Origin of the sequence: Massilia aquatica, from assembly GCF_011682045.1 — a bacterium.
Lineage (GTDB): Bacteria > Pseudomonadota > Gammaproteobacteria > Burkholderiales > Burkholderiaceae_D > Telluria_A > Telluria_A aquatica.
Map to the genome: position 1 here is coordinate 489,042 of NZ_VVIW01000002.1, position 23,255 is coordinate 512,296.

At 66.1% G+C, this 23,255-nt stretch carries 21 protein-coding genes; 16 read left to right on the top strand and 5 right to left on the bottom strand.

Features of this window, described 5'->3' with window-relative positions:
• Window positions 1-120: 120 nt before the first annotated feature.
• The 3 genes from F1609_RS05175 (at window position 121) to F1609_RS05185 (ending at window position 3,604) form a co-directional block, all read left to right on the top strand.
• Window positions 121-726 (top strand): PEP-CTERM sorting domain-containing protein, encoded by a 606-nt coding sequence (locus F1609_RS05175; protein WP_196785397.1) that lies wholly within the window; start codon window positions 121-123, stop codon window positions 724-726.
• 224 nt (window positions 727-950) lie between these two features.
• Window positions 951-2,084: a metallophosphoesterase gene (locus tag F1609_RS05180; RefSeq protein ID WP_167075343.1), complete on the top strand. Its 1,134-nt coding sequence runs from the start codon at window positions 951-953 to the stop codon at window positions 2,082-2,084.
• 83 nt (window positions 2,085-2,167) lie between these two features.
• Window positions 2,168-3,604, top strand: a complete 1,437-nt coding sequence (locus F1609_RS05185; protein ID WP_167075345.1) for a M20/M25/M40 family metallo-hydrolase — start codon at window positions 2,168-2,170, stop codon at window positions 3,602-3,604.
• A 28-nt stretch (window positions 3,605-3,632) separates the two neighbouring features.
• Here F1609_RS05185 and F1609_RS05190 read toward each other — a convergent pair whose 3' ends face one another.
• From F1609_RS05190 to F1609_RS05200, 3 genes are all read right to left on the bottom strand, one after another.
• Complete coding sequence (locus F1609_RS05190) at window positions 3,633-4,484, bottom strand: MBL fold metallo-hydrolase (RefSeq protein ID WP_167075347.1); 852 nt, start codon at window positions 4,482-4,484, stop codon at window positions 3,633-3,635.
• Between the two features lie 95 nt (window positions 4,485-4,579).
• The gene (locus F1609_RS05195; protein ID WP_126073335.1) at window positions 4,580-4,771 is read right to left on the bottom strand and encodes a Thivi_2564 family membrane protein; all 192 of its coding nucleotides are present in this window, start codon (window positions 4,769-4,771) and stop codon (window positions 4,580-4,582) included.
• A 114-nt stretch (window positions 4,772-4,885) separates the two neighbouring features.
• Entirely contained in the window at window positions 4,886-5,257 is a 372-nt protein-coding gene (locus F1609_RS05200) for a DUF1566 domain-containing protein (RefSeq protein WP_167075349.1), read from the bottom strand.
• 197 nt (window positions 5,258-5,454) lie between these two features.
• On the opposite strand from F1609_RS05200, the gene F1609_RS05205 reads away from it, so the two are divergent.
• Both F1609_RS05205 and F1609_RS05210 read left to right on the top strand, forming a co-directional pair.
• Window positions 5,455-6,936 carry a choice-of-anchor Q domain-containing protein gene (locus F1609_RS05205; RefSeq protein WP_167075350.1) on the top strand — a complete coding sequence of 494 codons (1,482 nt, stop codon included), beginning with the start codon at window positions 5,455-5,457 and terminating at the stop codon, window positions 6,934-6,936.
• A 155-nt stretch (window positions 6,937-7,091) separates the two neighbouring features.
• Window positions 7,092-8,249 (top strand): PQQ-dependent sugar dehydrogenase, encoded by a 1,158-nt coding sequence (locus tag F1609_RS05210; RefSeq protein WP_167075352.1) that lies wholly within the window; start codon window positions 7,092-7,094, stop codon window positions 8,247-8,249.
• 88 nt (window positions 8,250-8,337) lie between these two features.
• Here the strand turns inward: F1609_RS05210 and F1609_RS05215 are convergent, their stop codons facing one another.
• Entirely contained in the window at window positions 8,338-9,693 is a 1,356-nt protein-coding gene (locus F1609_RS05215) for a PLL family lectin (RefSeq protein ID WP_167075354.1), read from the bottom strand.
• An 86-nt stretch (window positions 9,694-9,779) separates the two neighbouring features.
• The gene (locus F1609_RS05220) at window positions 9,780-10,487 is read right to left on the bottom strand and encodes a PEP-CTERM sorting domain-containing protein (RefSeq protein WP_167075356.1); all 708 of its coding nucleotides are present in this window, start codon (window positions 10,485-10,487) and stop codon (window positions 9,780-9,782) included.
• Between the two features lie 188 nt (window positions 10,488-10,675).
• Here F1609_RS05220 and dgoD point away from each other — a divergent pair, with 188 nt between their 5' ends.
• The 11 genes from dgoD (at window position 10,676) to F1609_RS05275 (ending at window position 22,941) form a co-directional block, all read left to right on the top strand.
• Window positions 10,676-11,824 (top strand): galactonate dehydratase, encoded by a 1,149-nt coding sequence (dgoD, locus tag F1609_RS05225; RefSeq protein ID WP_167075358.1) that lies wholly within the window; start codon window positions 10,676-10,678, stop codon window positions 11,822-11,824.
• 8 nt (window positions 11,825-11,832) lie between these two features.
• Window positions 11,833-12,675, top strand: coding sequence for an SMP-30/gluconolactonase/LRE family protein (locus F1609_RS05230; RefSeq protein ID WP_167075360.1), 843 nt, complete (start codon window positions 11,833-11,835; stop codon window positions 12,673-12,675).
• Window positions 12,676-12,699: 24 nt separating this feature from the next.
• Window positions 12,700-13,686 (top strand): arabinose ABC transporter substrate-binding protein, encoded by a 987-nt coding sequence (locus F1609_RS05235; protein ID WP_167075362.1) that lies wholly within the window; start codon window positions 12,700-12,702, stop codon window positions 13,684-13,686.
• A gap of 6 nt (window positions 13,687-13,692) precedes the next feature.
• Window positions 13,693-15,234 carry an L-arabinose ABC transporter ATP-binding protein AraG gene (gene araG, locus F1609_RS05240; protein ID WP_167075364.1) on the top strand — a complete coding sequence of 514 codons (1,542 nt, stop codon included), beginning with the start codon at window positions 13,693-13,695 and terminating at the stop codon, window positions 15,232-15,234.
• Window positions 15,231-16,217, top strand: a complete 987-nt coding sequence (gene araH / locus F1609_RS05245; protein ID WP_167075366.1) for an L-arabinose ABC transporter permease AraH — start codon at window positions 15,231-15,233, stop codon at window positions 16,215-16,217. Before araG ends, araH begins: the two co-directional genes overlap by 4 nt.
• A 98-nt stretch (window positions 16,218-16,315) precedes the next feature.
• Window positions 16,316-17,281, top strand: coding sequence for a LysR substrate-binding domain-containing protein (locus tag F1609_RS05250; protein WP_167075369.1), 966 nt, complete (start codon window positions 16,316-16,318; stop codon window positions 17,279-17,281).
• Between the two features lie 171 nt (window positions 17,282-17,452).
• Window positions 17,453-18,328, top strand: a complete 876-nt coding sequence (locus tag F1609_RS05255) for a 2-dehydro-3-deoxygalactonokinase (protein WP_167075370.1) — start codon at window positions 17,453-17,455, stop codon at window positions 18,326-18,328.
• Between the two features lie 17 nt (window positions 18,329-18,345).
• Entirely contained in the window at window positions 18,346-18,969 is a 624-nt protein-coding gene (locus F1609_RS05260) for a 2-dehydro-3-deoxy-6-phosphogalactonate aldolase (RefSeq protein ID WP_167075587.1), read from the top strand.
• 47 nt (window positions 18,970-19,016) lie between these two features.
• On the top strand, window positions 19,017-19,781 hold the full coding sequence (locus tag F1609_RS05265) for an SDR family NAD(P)-dependent oxidoreductase (RefSeq protein ID WP_167075372.1): 765 nt from the start codon (window positions 19,017-19,019) through the stop codon (window positions 19,779-19,781).
• A 77-nt stretch (window positions 19,782-19,858) separates the two neighbouring features.
• Window positions 19,859-20,275: a 4-fold beta flower protein gene (locus F1609_RS05270; RefSeq protein WP_167075374.1), complete on the top strand. Its 417-nt coding sequence runs from the start codon at window positions 19,859-19,861 to the stop codon at window positions 20,273-20,275.
• A 140-nt stretch (window positions 20,276-20,415) separates the two neighbouring features.
• A complete protein-coding gene (locus F1609_RS05275; RefSeq protein WP_167075376.1) occupies window positions 20,416-22,941 on the top strand; it encodes a hybrid sensor histidine kinase/response regulator in 2,526 nt (841 codons plus the stop codon).
• The last annotated feature ends 314 nt before the right edge of the window (window positions 22,942-23,255 follow it).

The following is a 23,255-nucleotide window of genomic DNA, read 5'->3' on the forward strand; positions in this document are numbered from 1 at the left end:
ACGTTGACGTAAATCAAACAGCCGCCTTAAAAGATTGAATTTATGGCATCATTGGCGCCTATTTCATGCCGCGTGAGGCTTGACAATGCAGTGTTCACGCGGTTAATCCAAGGAGCGACAATGTTGAAAAAAGCGATTGCATGTGCACTACTGCTGGGCGCGGCCATGGGCGGCGCTCATGCCGCCGAACAAACCTGGAAACTCACTTGGACCGGCTTCGACCAGATCGACGGCGGTTGGTGGGGAAAAGCGCCCGCTGTCTGGAATCCCAATAAAACCCTCAGTACCGAGTTTACCGGCTCGGACTTGAACGGTAACGGGATGCTCGAATTGCCCGAGTTAAGCCGCTTGAGCATCAATACGGGCAATGGCGCATGGAACGCGCTGGCCTGTCTCGGCACGTCGGAGTGCAAGGGCGAATTCGAATTTGGGCCCAACAACATTCTCGACATCCATCTCAAGCAGTTCTGGTCAACCGAGTACACCTACTCCGAGGCCTGGTTTCACGTCGGGAACACTTTTGGCTCCCGCTATACGTCCACCGGCTCGATTCAATCCGAAGTGAACTATGTATGGACGCCGGCGACCACGCTCGTGGTTGTCGCGCCTGCCGTGCCTGAACCGGCCGAGTGGGCAATGTTCGGCGCCGGCGCGGCGGTGCTTGGCGCAGCGGTGCGCCGTCGCCGCAAGCTTGGACACGCTGGAGCAACGGGCGCGGTTGGCTGATGCAGGCGGACGCCATCTCGCCCTGAACTTAACGGGGTTTAGCAAGACAGCACGGCTGTGGACCCGGGCGCATCGTACTCCTCAGGTGGTGTATTTTCCACCTATTGAGGTGTCCGGACAAATCAGACCACAGCAGTGCCCATATGGCGGTGCCATCTTTCCCCTTGCGTAAGGGCGGCGCTGCCCCATCTGGGACCGGTTACCCTCTTTTTCCGGACTTGCCCATGCCTGCGCGCGCCGTCTTCATCGTCATGGCACTTCTGTCAATGTTGCATCTCTATATAGGCATGCGGCTGGTCCCGGCGATCGACCCCGGGCGGCTTGGTGTGGCCGTGGCAGTCGCGCTGCTGGCCGCATCGACCTTGCTGATGCCGGCCGGGCTGCTGTCGGTGCGCTTCAAGCGCTGGCGCTGGTCCGACCAGCTGGCGTGGGCCGGCATGCTGACCATGGGGTTTTTCTCGTCGCTGCTGGTGCTCACCGTACTGCGCGACGTGGCGCTGCTGGTTCTGACCGTGTTCGGCGCCGTCGGCGCGGCGGTGGTGCGCGGCACGGCTATTGCGGTGCCGCTGGTGGCGCTGGCCGTCACCCTGGTTGGACTGGTCAACGCCCGCAGGGTCGCGCGCGTGGTCGAGGTGGAGGTGCCGATCGCCGGCCTGCCCGCCGCGCTGCACGGCTACTCGATCGTCCAGATCTCCGACCTGCATGTGGGGCCGACCATCAAGCGCGGCTACCTGAACGCCATCGTCACCAGGGTCAATGCGCTTGAACCCGACGCCATCGCCATTACCGGCGACACGGTCGACGGCAGCGTGCTTCGCCTGCGCCTGCACACCGAACCACTCGCGCGCCTGGCGGCCCGCGACGGCGCGTTTTTCGTCACCGGCAACCACGAATACTATTCCGGCGCCGATGAATGGATTGCCGAGATGCGCCGCCTCGGCCTGACCGTGCTGATGAACCAGCACGTGGTGTGCGAACGCGGCGACGCGGCCCTGATGATCGCCGGCGTGACCGACTTCACCGCCCACCACTTCAACGAATCGCACCGCAGCAACCCGCGCGCGGCGGCGGCCGGCGCCCCCGCTCACGTGACAGTGCGCATCCTGCTGGCGCACCAGCCGCGCAGCGCGCCGGCGGCGGCGGACGCCGGCTTTCACCTGCAACTGTCCGGCCACACGCACGGCGGCCAGTTCTTCCCGTGGAACCTGTTCGTGCCATTGCAGCAGCCGTTTACGGCAGGCCTGAACCGCATGCGCGACCTGTGGGTCTACACCAGCCGCGGCACTGGCTACTGGGGACCGCCCAAGCGCTTCGGGGCGCCGTCCGAAATCACGCGGGTGCGCCTGGTGTCCGCCTGAATCTTGACCATGGCGTCCTCCGGCACGGATGGCGCAAATGCGCTATCGTTGGAACCCCTCCGCCATCTTCAAGGATTGACCGCATGTCACGCACGTACCATCAGCCTGTGTTGTCCCTTCTCGCCGCCAGCATGATTAGCGCCAACGCCTTTGCCGCCGCTCCCGGTAACGACCCCGCCGCGCTGGCGAACATCCGCGACGCCGCCCTCAAGAGCGACTGGGCCTACGAGCGCCTGGCCGACATGACAGACCTGATCGGCCCGCGCCTGTCCGGATCGGCCGGCGCCGCCGCCGCCGTCACCCAGGTGGCCGATGCCATGCGCAAGCTGGGCGCGACCGTCACGCTGCAGCCGGTCAAGGTGCCGCACTGGGTGCGCGGCGAAGAGAAGGGTGAGCTGGTGGACTATCGCGGGCGCCCGGCCGGCGTGACCCAGCGCGTGGTGCTCACCGCGCTGGGCGGCTCGTCGGCCACCCCGGCCGCCGGCCTGGTGGCGCCGCTGATCGTGGTGCGCAGCTTCGATGAACTCAAGGCGCGCGGCGCCGAGGTGAAGGGACGCATCGTGCTGTTCGACGTGGCCTTCGACCAGGGCATGGCCGATCGCGGCCAGGCCTCGCAAGCCTACCGCCAGGGCTCGAAATACCGCGTCGGGGGGCCGCGCATGGCGGCCGAGATGGGCGCGGCGGCGGTGCTGGTGCGCTCGGTCGGCGGGGCCGACTTCCGCCTGCCGCACACCGGCAGCAGTGGCATGCGCGACGGCGCCCGCATTCCGGCGGCCGCCGTGAGCGCCGAAGACGCCATGCTGATGACGCGCCTGGCCGCGCGCGGCCCCTTGGCCATGCGCCTCACACTCACGCCCCAAATCCTGCCCGACGCCGACAGTTTCAATGTCATTGCCGACTTGCCCGGCACCGACAAGGCCGACGAAATCGTGATCGTCTCGGGCCACCTCGATTCGTGGGACCTGGCCACCGGCGCCCACGACGACGGCACCGGCGTGGCCAGCGCGATGGCGGTGATCGAGACGCTGAAAAAGCTCGACTACCGGCCGCGCCGCACGATCCGCGTGATCGCCTGGGCCAACGAAGAAAACGGCGGGCGCGGGGCGCAGGCCTATTACGAGGCGCACAAGGCGGCGGTGGGCAAGCAGATTGCCGCGATCGAGAGCGACAGCGGCGCGGGCCGCCCGTTCGGCCTGCGCGCCAGCGTGCGCGCGCGCGACGTGGCGCAGTTCGCGCCCTTGCAGGCCGCGCTCGAACCGATGGGCGCGGGCGCCTTCCAGCGCGCCGATGCGCTCAGCACGGGCGATCTGCACGAACTCGAACAGGCCGGCGTGCCGAGCTTTTCGCCACTGCTCGACACCGCCAGCTACTTCCACTACCACCATTCGGCGGCCGATACGCTCGACAAGGTCGATCCCGAGAACCTGCGCCGCCACGTGGCCGTGATGGCTGCCACCACCTGGTTCCTGGCCAATACCGACCAGCCGCTGGCGCGCTGGTTCGACGCCGCCAAAGAGTAAGCGCCTGTTTCGGTAGGCCGGAGGCGCCTCAGAACGCGTCGAGCGGAATCTTCAGGTAGCGCACGCCGTTCTCCTCGGGCGCCGGTAGTTGGCCGGCATTCAGGTTGACCTGAATGGCCGGCAAAATCAGGGCCGGCATGCCCAGAGTGGCGTCGCGCTGCGTGCGCATGGCCACGAAGTCGGCTTTGCTCACGCCGTCGTGCACATGGATGTTGTGGGCGCGCTGGTCGGCGACGGTGGTTTCCCAGGCGGGCGCGCGGGCGCCAGGCGGATAGTCGTGGCACATGAACAGGCGCGTGGCCCCAGGCAGCGCCAGGATGCGCCGCACCGACCGGTACAGCATTGCCGCGCTGCCGCCGGGGAAGTCGCAGCGCGCCGTGCCGACGTCGGGCATGAACAGCGTATCGCCGACAAACACGGCGTCACCTATCTGGTAGGCCATGTCGGCCGGCGTGTGGCCGGGCACGTGCAGCGCGCGCGCTTGCAGTTCGCCGATGGCGAAGTCTTCGCCGGGCGCGAACAGGTGGTTGAAGCGGGTGGCGTCGCCGGTATCGGCAAACAGCGCCGAAAAGGCGCGCTGCACGGTGCGGATGCCGGCGCCGATGGCGGTGCGCCCGCCCAGTTGCACAGCCAGGAAGGGCGCGCCGGACAGGTGGTCGGCGTGGGCGTGGGTTTCGAGCAGCCACGCCACCGTAAGCGCATTCGTGCGCACAAAGTCGATGACCCGTTCGGCCGATGTGGTGGCGGTGCGCCCGGATGCGGGATCGAAATCGAGCACCGGATCGATGATTGCGCATGGCGTGCCGAAGCCCGCGTGGACCACGTAGGTGACGGTGGCGGTGCTGTCGTCGAAAAAGGCCTGGATTTGTGCTTGCGTCATGGCCAGATTATATGCCCGGCAGGCGTTTCCATCAGGCGTAAAAAAGCCCGGCGGTTCCATTCGGAACTGGCCGGGCCGTTTGAGCGGGGAAGCGACTACAGGTTCAGACGTGGCAGGTAGCCGCCAGGAATGATGCCGAAGACCGACAGGACGATCAGGATCAGCAGGATGATGAACAGAACGCGGACGATCTGCGCCACGGGCGCTGGCAGCGGCAGCATGCTGACGAGCCACCAGATCAATCCGAAGATGACCAAATAGATGATGAGACTGATGAGGATATTCATGTTTGTTTTCCAATACGGCTGTTGTTATATATAAGTAGTGCGTCGGAGTAGACAGAACGGACGATATCGGAAAAGCATCTGTCGATCCGTTCGGTAGGGCACATAAGCGGCGGGTCAGTCGACCGGCACCCGGCGCACGGCGCGCGCGCGGCCCCGAAACGGCCGGCCATACATGGTCTGGATGCCGCTCGTAAAATTCTGCCCCCACACCAGATGCGCGCGCGGCTCCTGCGTTTCGCACGACCAGTACCACATGCGCTGGAAATGTTCATGCAGATTGGCGTAGAGCAACGCCAGCTCGCGCCGCGTCGGCAATTCCCCTCCGCAAGCCAGCGCCCAGTCGCGGGCGATTCCCCACGGGACCTCCGCCACTTCATCCGGCAACAGCACCAGATGATGGTCGCAACAATTGTTTTTTCCGAGTATGAGGCCGGCGTAGTGCTGCCCGGCCGGCAGGGTGTGCCGGACGTTGGTGTAGTCGCGCATGGGTTCTCCGTCAAAGTGAATTTAACTTCTTAGAGCGGCTTTGGGTCCGCGAGTTGCAGCTAATCGTTTGATTTCCATCGGGATACTTCCAGTGTGGTTCTCATACTTGACATAAATTTTCCTGTCAATTCATTGAACCTATTTATTTGATCCCGCTCAAACCTTGCTCATTCACGTAAAAAAGTAAGGAACCTGTAATGAATAAATTTGTCACCTTTGCTTCGGAAATCCGCGTTCACGCTTTGCTGTGCAGCAGCATGACCGTCTTGCTGGCCGCTTGCGGCGGCGGTAGCGGCGAACAGGACCTGTCCCAGGCCAAGCAACAAACGCAGACGGCCGCTTACATGGTCAGCAGCGCCGCCTCCAGCGCCGACACCGCGCCGGTCGATGCGCTGGCGGCTTCCCGCACCGACGGCGAACAGGCCGATACGGCTGCGGCTCCAGCCGGGGAAGACGCGGACCAGGCTGCCGACGCCGCTCCCTCCACTTACAGCGAGAAAGATTTTGCCCTGATCGGCTACGGTGCCGGCGACGCCATGCCGCACAGCGCCACCGCCTACGGCGCCACCGACGCGGCCGCCATGGCCGCCGCCGCGCCCAACGGCTCGGACGTGACGGTATCGGCGCAGGCGGTACCGGTCATTCCCGCGACCACCTACAAGTTCTACGTGGCGCCGAATGGCAACGACAGCAGCGCCGGCAGCGCCGCCGCGCCGTTCAAGACCATCGCCCGCGCCGCCCGCGCAACCAGGGGCAGCACCACCGTGTTCGTCGCGCCCGGCACCTACACCGGCGGCATCAAGACCACCGTCAGCGGCTCCGCGTCGGCACGCATCTATTTCGTCTCGACCACCAAATGGGGCGCCAAGATCGTCGCTTCCGGTTCCAGCGGCAAGACCGGCTGGGATAACCGCGGCAACTACGTCGACATCGTCGGCTTTGAAGTCAACGGCAAGGGCAGCAAGTGGACCGGCGGCATCTATAACGGCGGCTCCTACGACATGATCCGCGCCAACTATGTGCACGACATCGCCAAAGGCGTCGGCTGCACCAGCGGCGGCGGTTCGGCCATCGGCGTGGATAGCTACTACAAGGGCGTCATGTCCGATGTGGTCGGCAACCTCGTGCACGATATCGGCCCGGCCGGCTGCCGTTTCGTGCAGGGCATCTACGTCAGTACCTCGGGCAGCGTGAAGAACAACGTGGTGTACCGTGTGGCCGAAGGCGCGATCCACCTGTGGCACGACGCCAACCGCGTGATCATCACCAACAATACGGTGACGACCTCGAACACCGGCATCATTGTCGGCGGCGGCGACTTCTATCACACCAAGGGTCCGGCCGATTACATCGCCGTCTACAGCAACATCGTGTACGACAACAAGATGGGCGTGTCGGAGCAGGGCAAGACGGGCAAGAACAATACCTACCGCAACAACCTGGTATTCAAGAACGCGACCTACAACTGGCAGCTCAAGAACGGCCTGACCCACACCGGCACGGTCAGCTCCGAGCCACTGTTCGTTGCCTACGCCCGCAGCGGCACGCCGGACCTGCGCCTGTCGAGCAGCTCGCCTGCCATCGGACGCGGCACCCCGACCGAAGCGCTCGACTACGACTTCCTCGAACGCCCACGTAACACGACGACAGGTTTCGACATCGGCGCCTATCAGCACTGATCGTCCGTAAAGCAGCGTCAATTCCCCCGATGCGGCAGCCGGCGACGGCTGGCGCATCGTCAATACCGCACGCCTGGTTCCACCACCGGGCGTGCGCATTCGGCAGCCATCCGGTACGATGAAGGGAGAAACCCACTCGTTGAAGGAGATACCTGATGTTGCCAACCCCCTTGTCCCGTTGCATCGGCGCCGCCCTGGCCGCGCTGGCGCTGCCCGCCGCGCATGCGCAGTTGCCCACCAGTGATGCGCCGCCCGCCGCCAAAGGCTGGCGCGCGGAAATGGTGAGCGAAGGCTTGTCGCATCCCTGGGCCATGAACTGGCTGCCGGACGGACGCATGCTGGTGAGCACCAAGAACGGCAAACTGTATCTGCTCAAGGGCAAGCGCTTCGAGGAAGTGCCGATGGAAGGCTTGCCGCCGGTCTTCACCAACGGCCAGGGCGGCCTGCTCGACATCGCCATCCATCCCGGCGACAAGCTCAATCCGCGCGTGTACATGACCATGTCCACCGGCACCGACCAGGCCAACCGGACCACCCTGGTGCAGGGCGTGTTCGACGGCAAGGCCGTGAGCGGCATCAAGACCCTTTTCAAGGCCCAGCCCGACAAGAGCGGCGGCCAGCACTTCGGCTCGCGCCTGCTGTGGCACAAGGACGGCACTTTGCTGATGAGCATCGGCGACGGCGGCAATCCACCGCAGCAGGTGGGCGGCATGCTGGCGCGCGACCAGGCCCAGAACCTGGGCAGCCACAACGGCTCGATCCTGCGCCTGACCGATGCCGGCAAGGCCGCACCCGGCAATCCGCTGGCCTCGCGCCCGGGTGCGCTGCCGGAAATCTGGAGTTACGGCCACCGTAACATCCAGGGCATGGCGCTCGACGCCAGCGGCCGCGTGTGGGCCAGCGAACACGGACCGCGCGGCGGCGATGAACTGAACCTGGTCGAAGCGGGTCAAAACTATGGATGGCCGCTGCAAAGCTACGGCCGCGATTACCGCACGGGCGAGGCGGTCGGCCAGCCGGTGGTGCCGGGCATGACGCAGCCGAAGATTGCATGGGTGCCGTCGCCGGGCGCGTCCGGCCTGGTGCAGTACAGCGGCAGCGCCTTCCCGCAATGGCGCGGCAGTCTGTTCAGCGGCGGCCTGGCCAGCACCGACGTGCGCCGCATTGTGCTCGACAAAGACGCCAATGTGGTGTCGCAGGAACGCCTGCTGATCGGCAAGCGCGTGCGCGACGTGCGCCAGGGGCCTGACGGGCATCTGTACGTCATTACCGACGAAGACAACGGCCAGCTGCTGCGCATCGTGCCGCAGTAAGCGCGCGCCACGCTCAATAAAAAGCCCACGCAGGCGTGGGCTTGAAGGGACGTCGACGCCGGTGTTGCCGGCGCCGCTGTGGGCAGGATCAGCTATTCATGTCGTCGCTCAACTGCGCCGGCTGTCCCGACGAATCGCGTCCGCCGGACGCGGCGTCGGCCGCGCCCACCGGCGTCTGGCCGAAGTTCTGGATGATGCCGCCCATGAACTCGTAACCGGTGAGCGACGGCCCCCAACTGCTGCCATCCCACCATTTGTGGTACAGCGCGCTGTCCGATCCGGTGGCGAACACATCCAGACGGTTGGGCGCCCACGACACCACCCGTGGTTGCGAGGACAGGATCCCGCCCATGGCTTCGAACCCCAGCAGGGACGGACCCCAGTTGCTGCCGTCCCACCATTTGTGGTACAGCGCGCTGTCGGTGCCGACCACGAACACGTCGATGCGGTTCGGTCCCCACGACACCGCTTCGGGGTTGCCGATGCAGACGCCGCCGAGCCGTTCCAGGTTATTCCCGGCGGGCAGCCACTGGTTGCCGTTCCACCACTTGTGATACAGCGCGCCATCGGTGCCGGTAACAAACACATCGAGGCGGTTGTTGCCCCAGGCGACTGCGCGCGGTGCCGAGGTGCACACGCCGCCCAGTTTTTCGTAGCCGGTCAGCGATGGCCCCCAGTTGCTGCCGTCCCACCACTTGTGATACAGCGCGCGGTCGGTGCCGATGACGAACACGTCGAGCCGGTTCGGGCCCCACGAGACTACTTCGGGCTGCTCCATGATGATGCCGCCCATGTTTTCGTAGCCGGTCAGCGACGGGCCCCAGGTCGTCCCGCTGCGCCACTTGTGATACAACGCGCGGTCGGTGCCGATGACGAACACGTCGAGCCGGTTGGGACCCCACGAGATGGCGCGCGGGTCGCCGATGCATATGCCGCCCAGGTTGGTGTAGCCGGTCAGCGACGGCACCCAGGCGCTGCCGTTGAAGTTCTTGTGATACAGGGCGCTGTCGGTGCCTGTGACAAACAGGTCGAGGCGGTTGACCTGGGTCGAGATGGCCTGCGGCACGCTGGTGCCGACCCCGCCCATGAATTCGTAGCCGGTCACGGACGGATTCCAGCTCGCGCCGTTCCACCACTTATGGTACATGCCGCGATTGGTGCCGAGCGTGAACACGTCGAGCCGGTTCGGACCCCACGCCACCACCGGGCCCGAGCTGGGCTTGCGCGGGCCGGCTTGCGCCGTGAGTGCCTGGGCGTCCGGGGTATTGTCCTGGGCGGCCCCGGCCGCAGGCTGGCTCATCATGCCCGCGACCGGCATGCCGCGCGCGCCTTGCGCGGCGGCGCCGGCGCTATTGCCGCTACTGCCGCTGCCGCCGGGGCCGTGCATCGCGCCGCTGCTCATGCTGTCCGAATTTTCCGTATTTTCCGATTGCATCGATTTCATGCTGTCTTCCTTCCGGTTGGTTGATCGACTTCCTGCCCGGCTCCGTAACCACGGAGTGCGTACGCAGGCCTGGTGAAATTATCTTGTTATTTCCACTGGGAACTTTTGACGGGGATGCAAGGATGGGGCTGCCGTATTCGGATGCGGAAATAAAAATACCAATCCCTTCCGCATGGGCGATAGCGTGCTGCCAAAAAATGCCACAGCGCGGGTTGGCGCCGCCGCATTGCCAGCATGCCGGCAATGCCGAGCCCGACCAGCATGAGTGAGGCCGGCTCGGGCACCTCGACCGGCGGGACGGTGATCTCCGCCTGGCCCAGGGAAAAACTCAAGTCGTTGAATTCGTATGGCCCGCCGCGCAAGTCTTCGAAGCTGATGAGCGTGACATCCGGCATCCAGTTTGCCTGGGCGCGCGCGTGGTGGCGGCGGTCGGCGTTGCGGCTCGCCTTGCCCGAGTAGAAATCGCGACCGGTATTGTTAACATGCAGCCGAAACACCAGTTCGCTGCCGGATGCAAACCGGCCCAGGTCAAGTTTCGTGCCCACGGGCGTGCTGCGATTGTCGAAGATGAACAGGTCGTTGTTGTCGACCCCGTCATCGGTGAACAGGTACAAATCGTTCGCATAGTCGGCGGAACTGCCCAGGTAGGTCGCCACCGCCGGGCCCGGGCCTGTCGCCAGCACGGCCCGGCCTTCGGTCCCGCTGCTGGCGATGGGAATGGCGCGCGCCGCTCCCGGCATGGCCAGTCCGGCGATGGCGGCAGTGCAGGCAAGCAATGAACGGAGTAACTTCATGCGCATGAGCTCCTCTTGAAACGGTGGTCCACGCCGTCGATCGGATGGCCCATCCTAGGCTGGGGATCAGGTGATGAATAGCTATGCGATTTGCGTATAGCTTTTTTACAAATATTCATATTTCGGGGGTGGCTCGCAGGCTTAGACTGCCTGTCACTCCTGACCAATTCTTGACCAATGGGTAAGCAATGAAAATCATCAAACTGACGACGTACCGGGTTCCGCCGCGCTGGATGCTGCTCAAGATCGAGACCGACGAAGGCATCGTCGGCTGGGGCGAACCGGTGATCGAAGGGCGTGCGCGCACGGTCGAAGCGGCCGTCCACGAGATGACGCCATTCCTGATTGGCCAGGATCCGGGCCGCATCAACGACCTGTGGCAAGCCATGTACCGCGGCGGCTTTTATCGCGGCGGCGCGATTTTAATGAGCGCCATCGCCGGCATCGACCAGGCCCTGTGGGACATCAAGGGCAAGGCCCTCGGCGTGCCGGTCTACGATCTGCTGGGCGGGCGGGTGCGCGACAAGATGAAGATGTACAGCTGGGTCGGCGGCGACCGTCCGCTTGATGTCATCGCCGGCATCCGCAAGCTGCGCGCAGTGGGCATCGACACTTTCAAGATGAACGGCACCGAGGAACTGCGCATGTTGGACAGCGCGCGCGCGGTCGACCAGGCGGTCGGGCGCATCGCCGAAATCCGCGAAGCGTTCGGCAACGACATCGAATTCGGCATCGACTTCCACGGCCGTGTGGCCGCGCCCATGGCCAAGGTGCTGCTGCGCGCGCTCGAGCCCTACCGCCCCCTGTTCGTCGAAGAGCCGGTGCTGGCCGAACAGGCCGAGTACTATCCGCGCCTGGCCGAATCGACCTCGATTCCGCTGGCGGCCGGCGAGCGCATGTACTCGCGCTTCGAATTCAAGCGCGTCTTGGAGCAGGGCGGCCTGGCGATCCTGCAGCCCGACCTGTCGCACGCCGGCGGCATTACCGAGTGCGTCAAGATCGCGGCCATGGCCGAAGCCTACGATGTCGCCGTGGCGCCGCATTGCCCGCTCGGCCCGGTGGCGCTGGCGGCCTGCCTGCACCTCGATTTCGTATCGCACAACGCGGTGCTGCAGGAGCAGAGCATGGGCATCCATTACAACCAGGGCGCCGAACTGCTCGACTACGTCATCAACAAGGACGACTTCCGCATGGAGGGCGGCTACATCGCCGCCTTGACCCGCCCCGGCCTGGGAGTCGAGGTCGACGAAGAACGCGTGATCGAAGCGAGCAAGAATGCGCCCGACTGGCGCAACCCCCTGTGGCGCCACGAGGACGGCAGCGTCGCCGAGTGGTAGCCGCGTCCTTGTCCACTGCGCCATCGCGCCTGTCATCCCATCCCGGGCGCTGCCTGCGCTGGGATGCGCACAGCCGCCGCTGGTGGTGGACCGGTAGCGCAGCCCACGCGGTGCACGCGTACGCCATGCAGGACGCGGCGCCGCTGGCCTGCCGCCTGCCCGACGCCGCCGGCCTGCTGGCGCACTGCCAGTCCGGGCGCGTGCTGGTCGGCCTGAGCAAGCGCCTCGGCATGGCGCAGCCGGGCCGGGAGACCGGCGCGCGCCAGCTGCGCGTGCAGCCGCTGGTGGCGGTGGACGCCGCCGAACCGCGCACCGCGATCAGCGACGGCTGCACCGACCGCCGCGGTTTCCTGGTGTTCGGCACCCGCAACGTGGCCGACGATGGCCGCCCGATCGGCAGTTTTTACCAGTATTCGCGCCAGCACGGCCTGCGCCGCCTGGCTTTGCCGGTGGTGGCCGAAGCGAGCGCCATCTGCTTTTCCGCCGACGGCGCTCGCATGTTCTTCGCCGACGCCCGCGCCAGCCGCATCATGGCCTGCGACTACGATGCCGACGCCGGCAGCGTGGGCGCACCAAGGGTGTTCGCGCAGCTCGATCCGGGCGCCGGTCCGCGCGGCGCGGCGCTCGACCTCGATGGCTGCCTGTGGAGCGCCCAGGCCGGCCAGCTGCTGCGCTACGCACCCGATGGCGAAGTAGTACAGCGCATTGCGCACGATTGCACCAGCGTCGCCTTTGGCGGCGCCGGCCTGACGCAGCTCGCCGCCGTTGGCGCGGGCGGCTTGTATGCAGTCCCTGTTCCCGGCGTCGCGGGGCAGGCAGACAGTCCGTTCGACGATCATCCACCACAATAAATTCATAACTAACAGGAGACCACCATGAAATTACGTACCTTCGCAAAAATCGCCGCCGCAGCCCTGGTGACATGCGCTTTCGGCGCCGCCCACGCGGCCGATCCGGTCAAGATCGGCTTCCTGGTCAAGCAGGCCGAGGAACCGTGGTTCCAGGATGAATGGCGTTTCGCCGAGCAGGCCGCCAAGGACAAGGGTTTCACGCTGATCAAGATCGGCATTCCGAACGGCGAAAAGATGATCGCCGCGATCGATAACCTGGCCGCGCAAAAAGCCCAGGGCTTCGTCATCTGCGCGCCCGACGTCAAGCTGGGCAAGGCGGTCGAACGCGCCGCCAAGCGCAACAACATGAAAGTCATTTCGGTCGACGACCGCCTGCTCGACGGCGCCGGCAAGCCGCTGGCGTCGGTGCCGCACATGGGTATTTCGGGCTATGAAATCGGCAAGCAGGTGGGCGCGGGCCTGGCCGCCGAAATCAAGGCGCGCGGCTGGAACCCGGCCGACGTGGGCATCCTGCGCATCGCCTACGACCAGCTGCCGACTGCCAAGGAGCGTACCATGGGCGCGGTCGATACGTTGAAAGCGGCCGGCATCCCGGCGGCCAACGTGATCGACGCGCCGCAATCGAAGACCGATACCGAATCGGCCTTCAACGCCGCCAATATCGCCTACACCAAGCAGCAGAAATTCAAGAAGTGGGTGGCGGTGGCCCTGAACGATGAATCGGTGATGGGTGCGGTGCGCGCCGCCGAAGGTCGCGGCATGCGCGCCGACGCCATGATCGGCATCGGCATCGGCGGCAGCAAGACGGCGCAGAATGAATTCGCCAAGCCGCAGCCGACCGGTTTCTTCGGCACCGTGATGATCAGCCCGAAACGCCACGGTTACGAAACCGCCGCCAACCTGTACGACTGGATCGCCACCAACAAGGTCCCGGCTGCGGAAACGCTCACGGCCGGTGTCTTGATGACGCGCGCTAATGCCGACAAGGTGCGCGCCGAGATGGGGCAGTGAGCGACGATGTCCGCTTATCTCGAGTTTGACCAGGTCTCGAAACACTTCCCCGGCGTGATCGCGCTCGGGGGCGTGAGCTTCGAGGCCCATGCCGGCACCGTGCACGGCCTGCTGGGCGAAAACGGCGCCGGCAAGTCGACCCTGCTCAAGATCCTGGGCGGGCAGTACCGCCCGGACGGCGGGCGCCTGCTGCTCGACGGGCGCGAAGTGCGCTTCGGTTCGGCCAGCGACGCCATCGCCGCGGGCGTGTCGATCATCCACCAGGAACTGCAGTACGTTCCGGAGCTGACGGTGGCCGAGAACGTCCTGCTGGGCCGCATGCCGACCCGCATGGGCTTTCTCGACAAGGGCGCCGCCAACAAGCTGGTGTCCGAACGCCTGGCCAAAATCGGGGTCGACCTCGATCCGAACGCGCGCTTGGCCGACCTGTCGATCGCGCAGCGCCAGATGGTCGAGATCTGCAAGGCCGTGATGCAGGACGCCCAGGTGATCGCCTTCGACGAGCCGACCAGCAGCCTGTCGCACCGCGAAACCGAGATTTTGTTCCGCCTGGTGCGCGACCTGCGCGCCGAAGGGCGCACCCTGATCTACATTTCGCACCGGCTGGAAGAACTGTACGCGCTGTGCGACGCCTGCACCATCTTCCGCGACGGGCGCAAGGTCGCCACGCACCCGGTCATGGCCGACGTGCCGCGCGAACGCCTGATCAGCGACATGGTCGGGCGTGAGCTGAGCGACATCTACGATTACCGCGAACGCGAACCGGGCGCCGAGCGCCTGGTGGTGCGCGGCATGCTTGATGGCTGCGACTTTTCGGTGCGCGCCGGCGAAGTGCTGGGCTTTTTCGGCCTGGTGGGCGCCGGGCGCAGCGAATTGATGCGCCAGATGTACGGCGCCGACAAGCGCGCACCGGGCACCGTGGTGCTCGACGGCGTGCCGGTTCCGATGGGTGGCCCGTCGGCGGCGATTGCCGCCGGCATCGTGCTGTGCCCGGAGGACCGCAAGGAGCAGGGCATCCTGGCCCAGTCCTCGGTGGCCGAGAACATCAACATCAGCTGCCGCCGCCATGCGCTCTTGGGCGGGATTTTCCTGCGCCATGCGCGCGAGGCCGCGCTGGCCGACGAATTCATCGCGCGCCTGCGCATCAAGACCCCCAGCCGCGAGCAGGAAATCCGCCTGCTCTCGGGCGGCAACCAGCAGAAAGTCATCCTGGCGCGCTGGCTGGCCGAACCGGACCTGAAGGTGCTGGTGCTGGACGAACCGACGCGCGGCATCGACGTGGGCGCCAAGAACGACATTTACCGCATCATCCACGACGTGGCCGCGCGCGGCTGCTGCGTGATCGTCATTTCCAGCGAACTGCCCGAAGTGCTAGGCATCGCCGACCGCGTGGCGGTGATGCGCGACGGCCGCATCGTGGGCCAACTGGCGCGCGCCGATGCCGATGAAAAAGCGGTGCTGAGCCTGGCGCTGCCGGACACGCTGGCCGACACCAGCAACGATAACAACGGCGCCAACGCCGATAACACCTCCCGGAGAATCGCATGAGCACCATCCCAGTCACCCACGGCGGCGCCCCGGCGCTGGCCAACCGCCAGCGCGCGCTCCTGATCGAATACAGCATGCCGCTGGCGTACGCGGTGTTGTTCGCCGTGCTCGCGGCCACGGTCGATAACTTCTTCTCGGTCGCCAACGTGGTCGGCCTGATGCTCTCGGTCGCCCAGATCGGCATGGTCGCCTGCACCATGATGCTGTGCCTGGCCTCGCGCGACTTCGACCTGTCGGTCGGCTCCACCATCGCCTTTGCCGGCGTGCTCGGGGCCATGGTCCTGGAACGCACCGGCAGCGTCACCCTGGCGGTCGGCGCGGGCCTCGGCGCCGGGGCCCTGATCGGCGCCGGCAACGGCGTGCTGATCGCCTACCTGCGCGTCAATGCACTGATCGCCACCCTGGCCACCATGCTGATGGTGCGCGGGCTGGCGTTCATCGCCTCGCAAGGGCAGGCGGTCGGGATCAATTCCAATGCCTTCATCGCCTTCGGCGACACCCAGGTGTTCGGCCTGCCGCTGCCGGTGCTGGTGGCGGGCGCCTGTTTCCTGGTGTTCGGGGTGCTGCTCAATCATACGGTGTTCGGCCGCAATACCCTGGCCATCGGCGGCAATCCGGAAGCGGCGCGCCTGGCCGGCGTCAAGGTCGAGAAGCTGCGCGTCTGGATCTTCCTGCTGCAAGGGCTGGTCACCGCGCTGGCCGGCCTGATCCTGGCCTCGCGCATCACCAGCGGCCAGCCGAATGCGGCGCAGGGCTTTGAACTCGATGTGATTTCGGCTTGCGTGCTCGGGGGCGTGTCGCTGCAGGGCGGCAAGGCGCGCATTTTCGGGGTGCTGATCGGGGTGCTGATCATGGGGACCGTGGAAAACGTGATGAATCTGCTGAACGTCGATTCGTTCTACCAGTATCTGGTGCGCGGTTCGATCCTGCTGGCGGCGGTGCTGCTCGATCAGTTGAAGGCGCGCGGGGAACGCCGCACGTAAGGCGGGGATCACCACTGGTCTCATGTCGGAGGTCATACATGTTGACGATTTAGCCATCAGGCATATATCATCGGCATCCCCGACCCCGACAGCCACCCATGCCCGATCCACGCTCCGACCGCTTCGTCCGTTCGCACCTCAAGACCCGCCACCTGGTGCTGCTGGTCGAACTTGGCCGGCACGGCTCCATCATGCATGCGGCGCAAGCGGCGAACCTGACCCAGCCGGCCGCCTCCAAACTGCTCGGCGAACTCGAACACGCGCTCGGCGTGCAGCTGTTCGAGCGCCTGCCGCGCGGGGTGGCCCCGACCTGGTACGGCCAGGTGCTGATCCGCCGCGCCGGCGCCGCCCTGGCCGAGATGGACGCGGCCCACCAGGAAGTCATGGAACTGCTCTCCGGCCTGCGCGGACGGGTCGACGTGGGCACCGTGCTCACGCCGTCCACCAGCCTGGTGCCGGAAGCGGTCAACCTGCTCAAGGCACGCCACGCGCGCGTGCATGTGTCGATCAGCGTCGACACCAGCAAGATCCTGGTGCAGCGCCTGCGCGCCGGCGAACTCGATCTGGTGGTCGGGCGCATCCTCGACACCGGCGCCGCCGCCGAGCTGCGCTTCGAGCCGGTCACCGACGAACCGCACAGCCTGATCGCGCGCGCCGGCCATCCGCTGGCCGGGCGCAGCGACCTCACGCTCGACGAACTGGCGCGCCAGGGCTGGATCCTGCCGCCCAACGGCAGCATCCTGCGCGACCGCCTGACCGCCTTGTTCCTCGCGCGCGGCCTTGAACCACCGGCCGAAACGGTCGAAACGCTGGCCCTGCCGGTCATCGCCCACCTGCTCACCGGCAGCGACATGGTGGTGGCGCTGCCGCTGGAACTGGTGCAGCCCTACCTGCAAACGGGCCTCTTGACCGTGCTGCCGTTCGACCTGGGCATCCGCATGGACATGTACGGCATCATCACGCGCCGCCATCACCAGCTCTCGCCCGGCGCCGAGAGCATGCTGGCCACCATGCGCGAAGTGGCGGCGCTGCGCTATCCGCCCGCCGCTGGAGCTGAAAACTGAGGTATATGATTTGCGTATGCTTATTTCCAAATAAGCGATTGGAATCATATCCCGAGAAAACGTAGCATTCTGACCATGACGCCGGAACTCCGGCCGCGTTATGCTGTCCAAAAGACAAGCCGCGGGCCGCAGGCATTTTCGCGCCGGCCGTTCATTTTCGAAAGAGGCAGCATGCACACGCAATTACTTGGAATCGACTGGGGAACCAGCAACCGCCGCGCCTACCTGGTCGGGCGCGACGGCAAGTGCGTCGCGCGCCATGCGGACGAGCAGGGCATGCTGGCCGTGGGCGGCGACTTCGCCGGCTCGCTGGCGGCCCTGCGCGCGCGCATGGAGGTCGCTGACGGCGTGCCGGTCGTCATGTCGGGCATGGTCGGTTCGGCCGGCGGCTGGCAGGAAGTGCCGTATCTCGACACCAACGTCGCGCTGACCGACCTGCCGGCCCATCTGGCGCCCGTAAAAGGCCAGGCCGGCTGCTACATCGTGCCCGGCTACTGCGCCCGCGACGGCGCGGTGGATGTGATGCGCGGCGAGGAGACGCAGCTGCTCGGCGCGGTCGGGCGCGGCCTGCTCGATGGCTGGGTGGTGCTGCCAGGCACCCACAGCAAATGGGTCTACCTGCGCGCCGGCAAAGTCGACCAGCTGGTGACCTACATGACCGGCGAACTGTTCTCGATGCTGGCCGCCGGCGGCACCCTGGCCGCGCTGATGGCCGGCGCGCCCGACGACGACAGCGCCTTTGGCGCCGGCCTGCAAGAGGCGCGGCGCGCGCGGCCGCTCTCGAATGCGCTGTTCGGGGTGCGCGCGCGGGTGGTGTCGAAAACGATGGCGGCGGCGCAGTCGCGCAGCTTTGTCAGCGGCCTGCTGATCGGCACCGAATTCGTGGCGGCGCAGGGCCACGCCGACGGCGCCGTCGACATCATCGGCTCGCCGGCGCTGAGTGCGCGCTACCGCAGCGCGGCCGCCCACTTCGGCATGCCGGCGCGCGCGCACGACCCCGACGACGTTTACCTGGCCGCGCTGGCCTACTTTTTCGAAAGCGTTTAGTGATGGATAAGACGATGATGGATACGACACAATTGACTCCCCCCCTGGTCGCCATCCTGCGCGGCCTGCAACCGGCCGAGGCCGAAGCGGCCGGCGCGGCCCTGTTCGGGGCCGGCTTTCGCCTGCTGGAAGTGCCGCTCAACCGCCCCGGCGCGCTGGCATCGATCGCGCTGCTGGCGCGCATGGCGCCACCCGGCGCCATCGTCGGCGGCGGCACCATGCTCAGCGTGGCCGACGTGGACGCGGTGCACGCGGCCGGCGGACGCATGCTGGTCGCGCCGAACTGCAACACGCAAGTGATCGCGCGCGGCGCCGCCCTCGGCATGCTGTGCGCGCCCGGCGTGGCCACCCCGAGCGAAGCGTTCGCCGCGCTCGGCGCCGGCGCCGACGCGCTCAAGATCTTCCCGGCCGAAATGGTCGGCTACGCCGGCCTGAAAGCCTTCAAGACCGTGCTGCCGCCGGGTACGCCCCTGTGGCCGGTGGGCGGCGTCGCGCCGGACACCATGGCCGAGTGGGTCGCGGCCGGGGCCACCGGTTTTGGCATCGGCGGGGCCTTGTACTCGCCCGGCACCACGCCGGAAATCCTCAGGTCGCGCGCGCAGGCCTTCGTCGCGGCCTGGAACGCCACGCAAACAAGTTAGTGTCGCCCCAACAACAGCCAGAACAACAATCCAACCCAGGAAACCTCATGGAATTTGCGAACTACCCGAGCCTGGCCGGCAAGGCTGTTTTTGTGACCGGCGGCGGTTCGGGCATCGGCGCCGATATCGTGGCCGCGTTTGCGCGCCAGGGCGCGCGCGTGGCGTTTGCCGACCGCGACATCGCCGCGTCCACCGAACTGGTCGACGGCCTGGCCGGCACGGTCGCGCACACCCCGTACTTCATCGGCTGCGACCTGTCCGACATGGATGCGCTGCGCGCCAGCGTCATGGCGGCCGGCGAGAAGCTGGGTGACTTCGATGTGCTGGTCAACAACGCCGCCAACGACGAGCGCCACGACTTCCTGCAGGTCACGTCCGAATACTTCGACGCCAAGATCGCGATCAACCTGAAGGTCGCGTTCTTCGCGGCCCAGGCGGTGGTGGAAGGCATGCGCCGGCGCGGCGGCGGGGCCATCATCAACCTCGGTTCGACCGGCTGGAAGAACAAGGTGGCCGGCTACCCGGTGTACGCCACCGCCAAGTCGGCCGTCAACGGCCTCACGCGCAGCCTGGCGCGCGAATACGGCAAGAGCGGCATCCGCGTCAACACGCTCACGCCGGGCTGGGTAATGACCCCGCGCCAGCTCGATAAATGGGTGGACCCGGACGGCGAGCGCGCCATGGATGAGAACCAGTGCTTGCCAGGGCGTATTGTCGGCGCCGACGTGGCCAGCATGGCGCTGTTTCTCGGTGCCCATGACAGCCGCATGATCACGGCCCAGGAATTCGTGGTCGACGCCGGCTGGACCTGACACGGTTTCAACGGTGCGCCGAGTTGTGAATGTTACAAGTTAAAATTGGTGACAGAAACGACGAGGTGCAACGGGGGATGGTTTTGGTAACTTGGTTATACGATGAGGCGGGCAGGGCGTCCGCCATCCTGGATGAATTCTGCCTGCGCACGGTCGACGGCGAGCCGGCCGGCTATGTGTTCGGGCTGAGCGCGTTTTCGATCAAGGGCGAGCATATCGGCTGGTTCGAAGACGGCGTGCTGTACGATGTCGAAAACCGCGTGCTCGGCTTCCTGCCGGGCGCGCGCGGCATGGCGCACCATTTTCCGGACTTGCAGCCGCCCCCGCGCGAGCCGGTCTTTGGCAAGCGTCCCAACGTGCCCACCTTGCGCGCGCGTCCGGTGCGCCGTCCGGCCGGCGGCTGGTCGCGCCATGCGCTGGCCAGCTATTTCGACGCCGGCGCCCCAGGGGCCGCAGCCCCGGCCATGTCTTCCCTGGGCGAATCGCCGGGCTGAGCGGCCTCCGGCGTTGCCTGCCTGTGTTGGACAAAACGTTCGGCGCGTGCTCCCACAATAATGATACGATCAAGCCTGCGCCAGACGGCGCGCATGCTACCCATTATTATCGGCGACAACAAACCGGGCACTGGATGCGTTTGACATTTGACTTTCTCTCCAACGGCGGAGAACTGGGCGCCCTGATGCGCGCCAAGGACTGGAGCGCGACCCCGCTCGGTCCACCCGAACAATGGCCCACTCTGCTCAAGAGCACGATCAGGCTGATCCTTACGTCCAGCCACCCGATGTTCCTGTGGTGGGGCAAGGACCTGGTGCAGTTCTACAACGACGCCTACCGCCACACCATGGGTCCGGAGCGCCACCCGAGCGCGCTGGGCGATTGCGGGCGTGTGTGCTGGGAAGAAATCTGGCCGATCATCGGCCCGCAGATCGACCTGGTCATGAGCGGTGGCGGCAGTACCTGGCACGAAGACCAGCTGGTGCCGGTCACGCGCCATGGCAAGCGCGAGGATGTCTGGTGGACCTACGGCTACAGCCCGATCGAGGACCACCAAGGCGTGCACGGCGTGCTGGTGGTGTGCAACGATGTGACCGCCCAGCACAAGGCCAAGGCCGCGCTCGAGCGCATGAACCTGGCCCTGACCGAACAGATTACCCAGCGTGAACATGCGCAGCGGCATGAAGCGATCCAGACCTCGCAGCGCCTGCGCGCCGAACAAGCCCTGCGCGAGCAGCGCGAAGCCGACACCATGCGCCTGCGCCAGCTGTTCGAGCAGGCGCACGGCTTCATCTGCATCCTGCGCGGGCCGCAGCATGTGTTTGAGTTCGCCAATTCGGCCTACCTGCGCCTGGTGGGCCAGCGTGCGCTGATCGGCAAGAGCGTGCGCGAAGCGCTGCCGGACGTGGTGGGGCAGGGCTTCGTCGATTTGCTCGATGGCGTGTATGGCGGCGGCGTGCCGTACAAGGCGGGCGACCAGCGCATCGAACTGCGCCACGCGCCGGACAGCGCCCCGACCCATGCCTACGTTGACTTCGTGTACCAGCCGATCCGGGAAAACGGCATGGTGAGCGGGATTTTCGTGCAGGGATTCGACGTCACCGACCGCACCATGGCCAGGCAGGCCCTGCAGCGCAGCGAGCTGCGCCTGAAAGAAGGGCTGAAAGTGGCGCGCATGGTGGTGTGGGACTGGGACCTGGACAGCAACGAGGTGGTCTTTTCGGACAACGCACCAGAGCTGTTCGGCGCCGCCTGGACCAATATGCGCCAGGTATGGCACTGTTTCGACCCCGACGATTTAAAGAGAATTGAACTTGCGCGGCGCGAGGCACTCCAATCTCATGGAAGCTATGGCGACGTGGTGCGCCTGCGCCGGCCAGACAACGGCCAGGTGGTCTGGCTGCAGGTGTACGGCACCGTGGTGGCGGACCAGGCCGGCAATGCCAGATGCATCCGCGGCGTGTCGATTGATGTCAGCGCCCGCAAGCGCGCGGAAGAATCCTTGCGCGAGGCGGCGCGCCACAAAGATGAATTTTTGGCGATGCTGTCGCACGAACTGCGCAATCCGCTGGCGCCGATTCGTTCCGCGGCGCATTTGCTGGGCATGGCGCCGGACAATATTTCGCGCGTAAAAATGTCGAGTGTCATCATCGAACGGCAGGTCAACCATATGACCAGCCTGATCAACGACCTGCTCGATGTGTCGCGGGTCAACACCGGACTGGTGGTGCTCGACAAGGAGGTGATCGACCTGCACCAGGTGGTGCTGGAATCGGTGGAGCAGACTCAGCCGCTTATCAGCGAGCGCGGCCATGAGCTGTGCCTGGACGTGCCGGCCGAAGGCGCGGTGGCGGTGCTGGGCGACCGCAAGCGGCTGGTGCAGGTGCTGACCAACCTGCTGCACAACGCGGCCAAGTACACGCCGCGCGGTGGGCGCATCGCGCTCGAGGTCAGCCATCATGCCGACACGGTCGAGTTGCACGTACGCGACAACGGCATTGGTGTCGAAGCCGTGCTGATGCCGCATATTTTTGACTTGTTCACGCAAGAAAAGCGCTCGTCCGACCGCTCGCAAGGCGGGCTCGGCCTGGGGCTGGCGCTGGTGCGCAGCCTGGTGCTGCTGCACGGCGGGCATGTGACGGCGGCCAGTCCGGGGCCGGGGGAGGGCGCGACTTTTTCGGTCTACCTGCAAAAGCACGCGCTGGCGGGCGCCGCCGGCGCGGCCAGCCGCGGACCGGGCAGCCATGCGGGCGAGGGCTTGCGACTGATGCTGGTCGACGACAACAAGGATGCCGCCAATGCCATGGCCATGGTGCTGGAATCGGCCGGCCACGTGGTGATGGTCGAGCACGATCCGCTGCACGCGCTCGACAGCGTGGGCAGCTTCGCGCCGGACGCCTGCCTGCTCGACATCGGCCTGCCCGGCATGGACGGCAATGAACTGGCGCGCCGGCTCCGGGCCAGCACGCATGCGCGCGCTGCTACCTTGATCGCGGTCACCGGTTACGGCAACAAGTACGACAAGGCCAGCGCGGTGCAGGCCGGCTTCGACCATTATTTCGTCAAGCCGGCCAATACGGCCGAGCTGATCGGCGTGCTGTCCCGCATCAAGCCGGTGCCGCGCACCAGGCAGAGTGCGCAGCTTGCCGAGCGCATCGAGGGCTGACGCCGGCGGCGTGCATGGCGTTTCGACGGCATCGCCATGGCGTCAAGGCTGAGTGAAGCCTGCCCGCCCGATCGCCTCCGTCATGAGCGGCCCTGACGACGTTTCAAGTGGCGGCAAGAGTAAAGCTGTTCATGCTCCAGCAGGCATGCTGGGGGTGCTGGTGCGGGGTCCAGCCGCTGCGGCGCCGCTCGCGGGCAAGCATGCTGTTGATGATGCCATGCGCTACCAGCAGCACCGTCCCCGCATGCGGGCAGCAATGGCTTGCCGTGGCGCATCAAGATAATCTGTTTGCGCGCGGACGGGGATGATGGGGT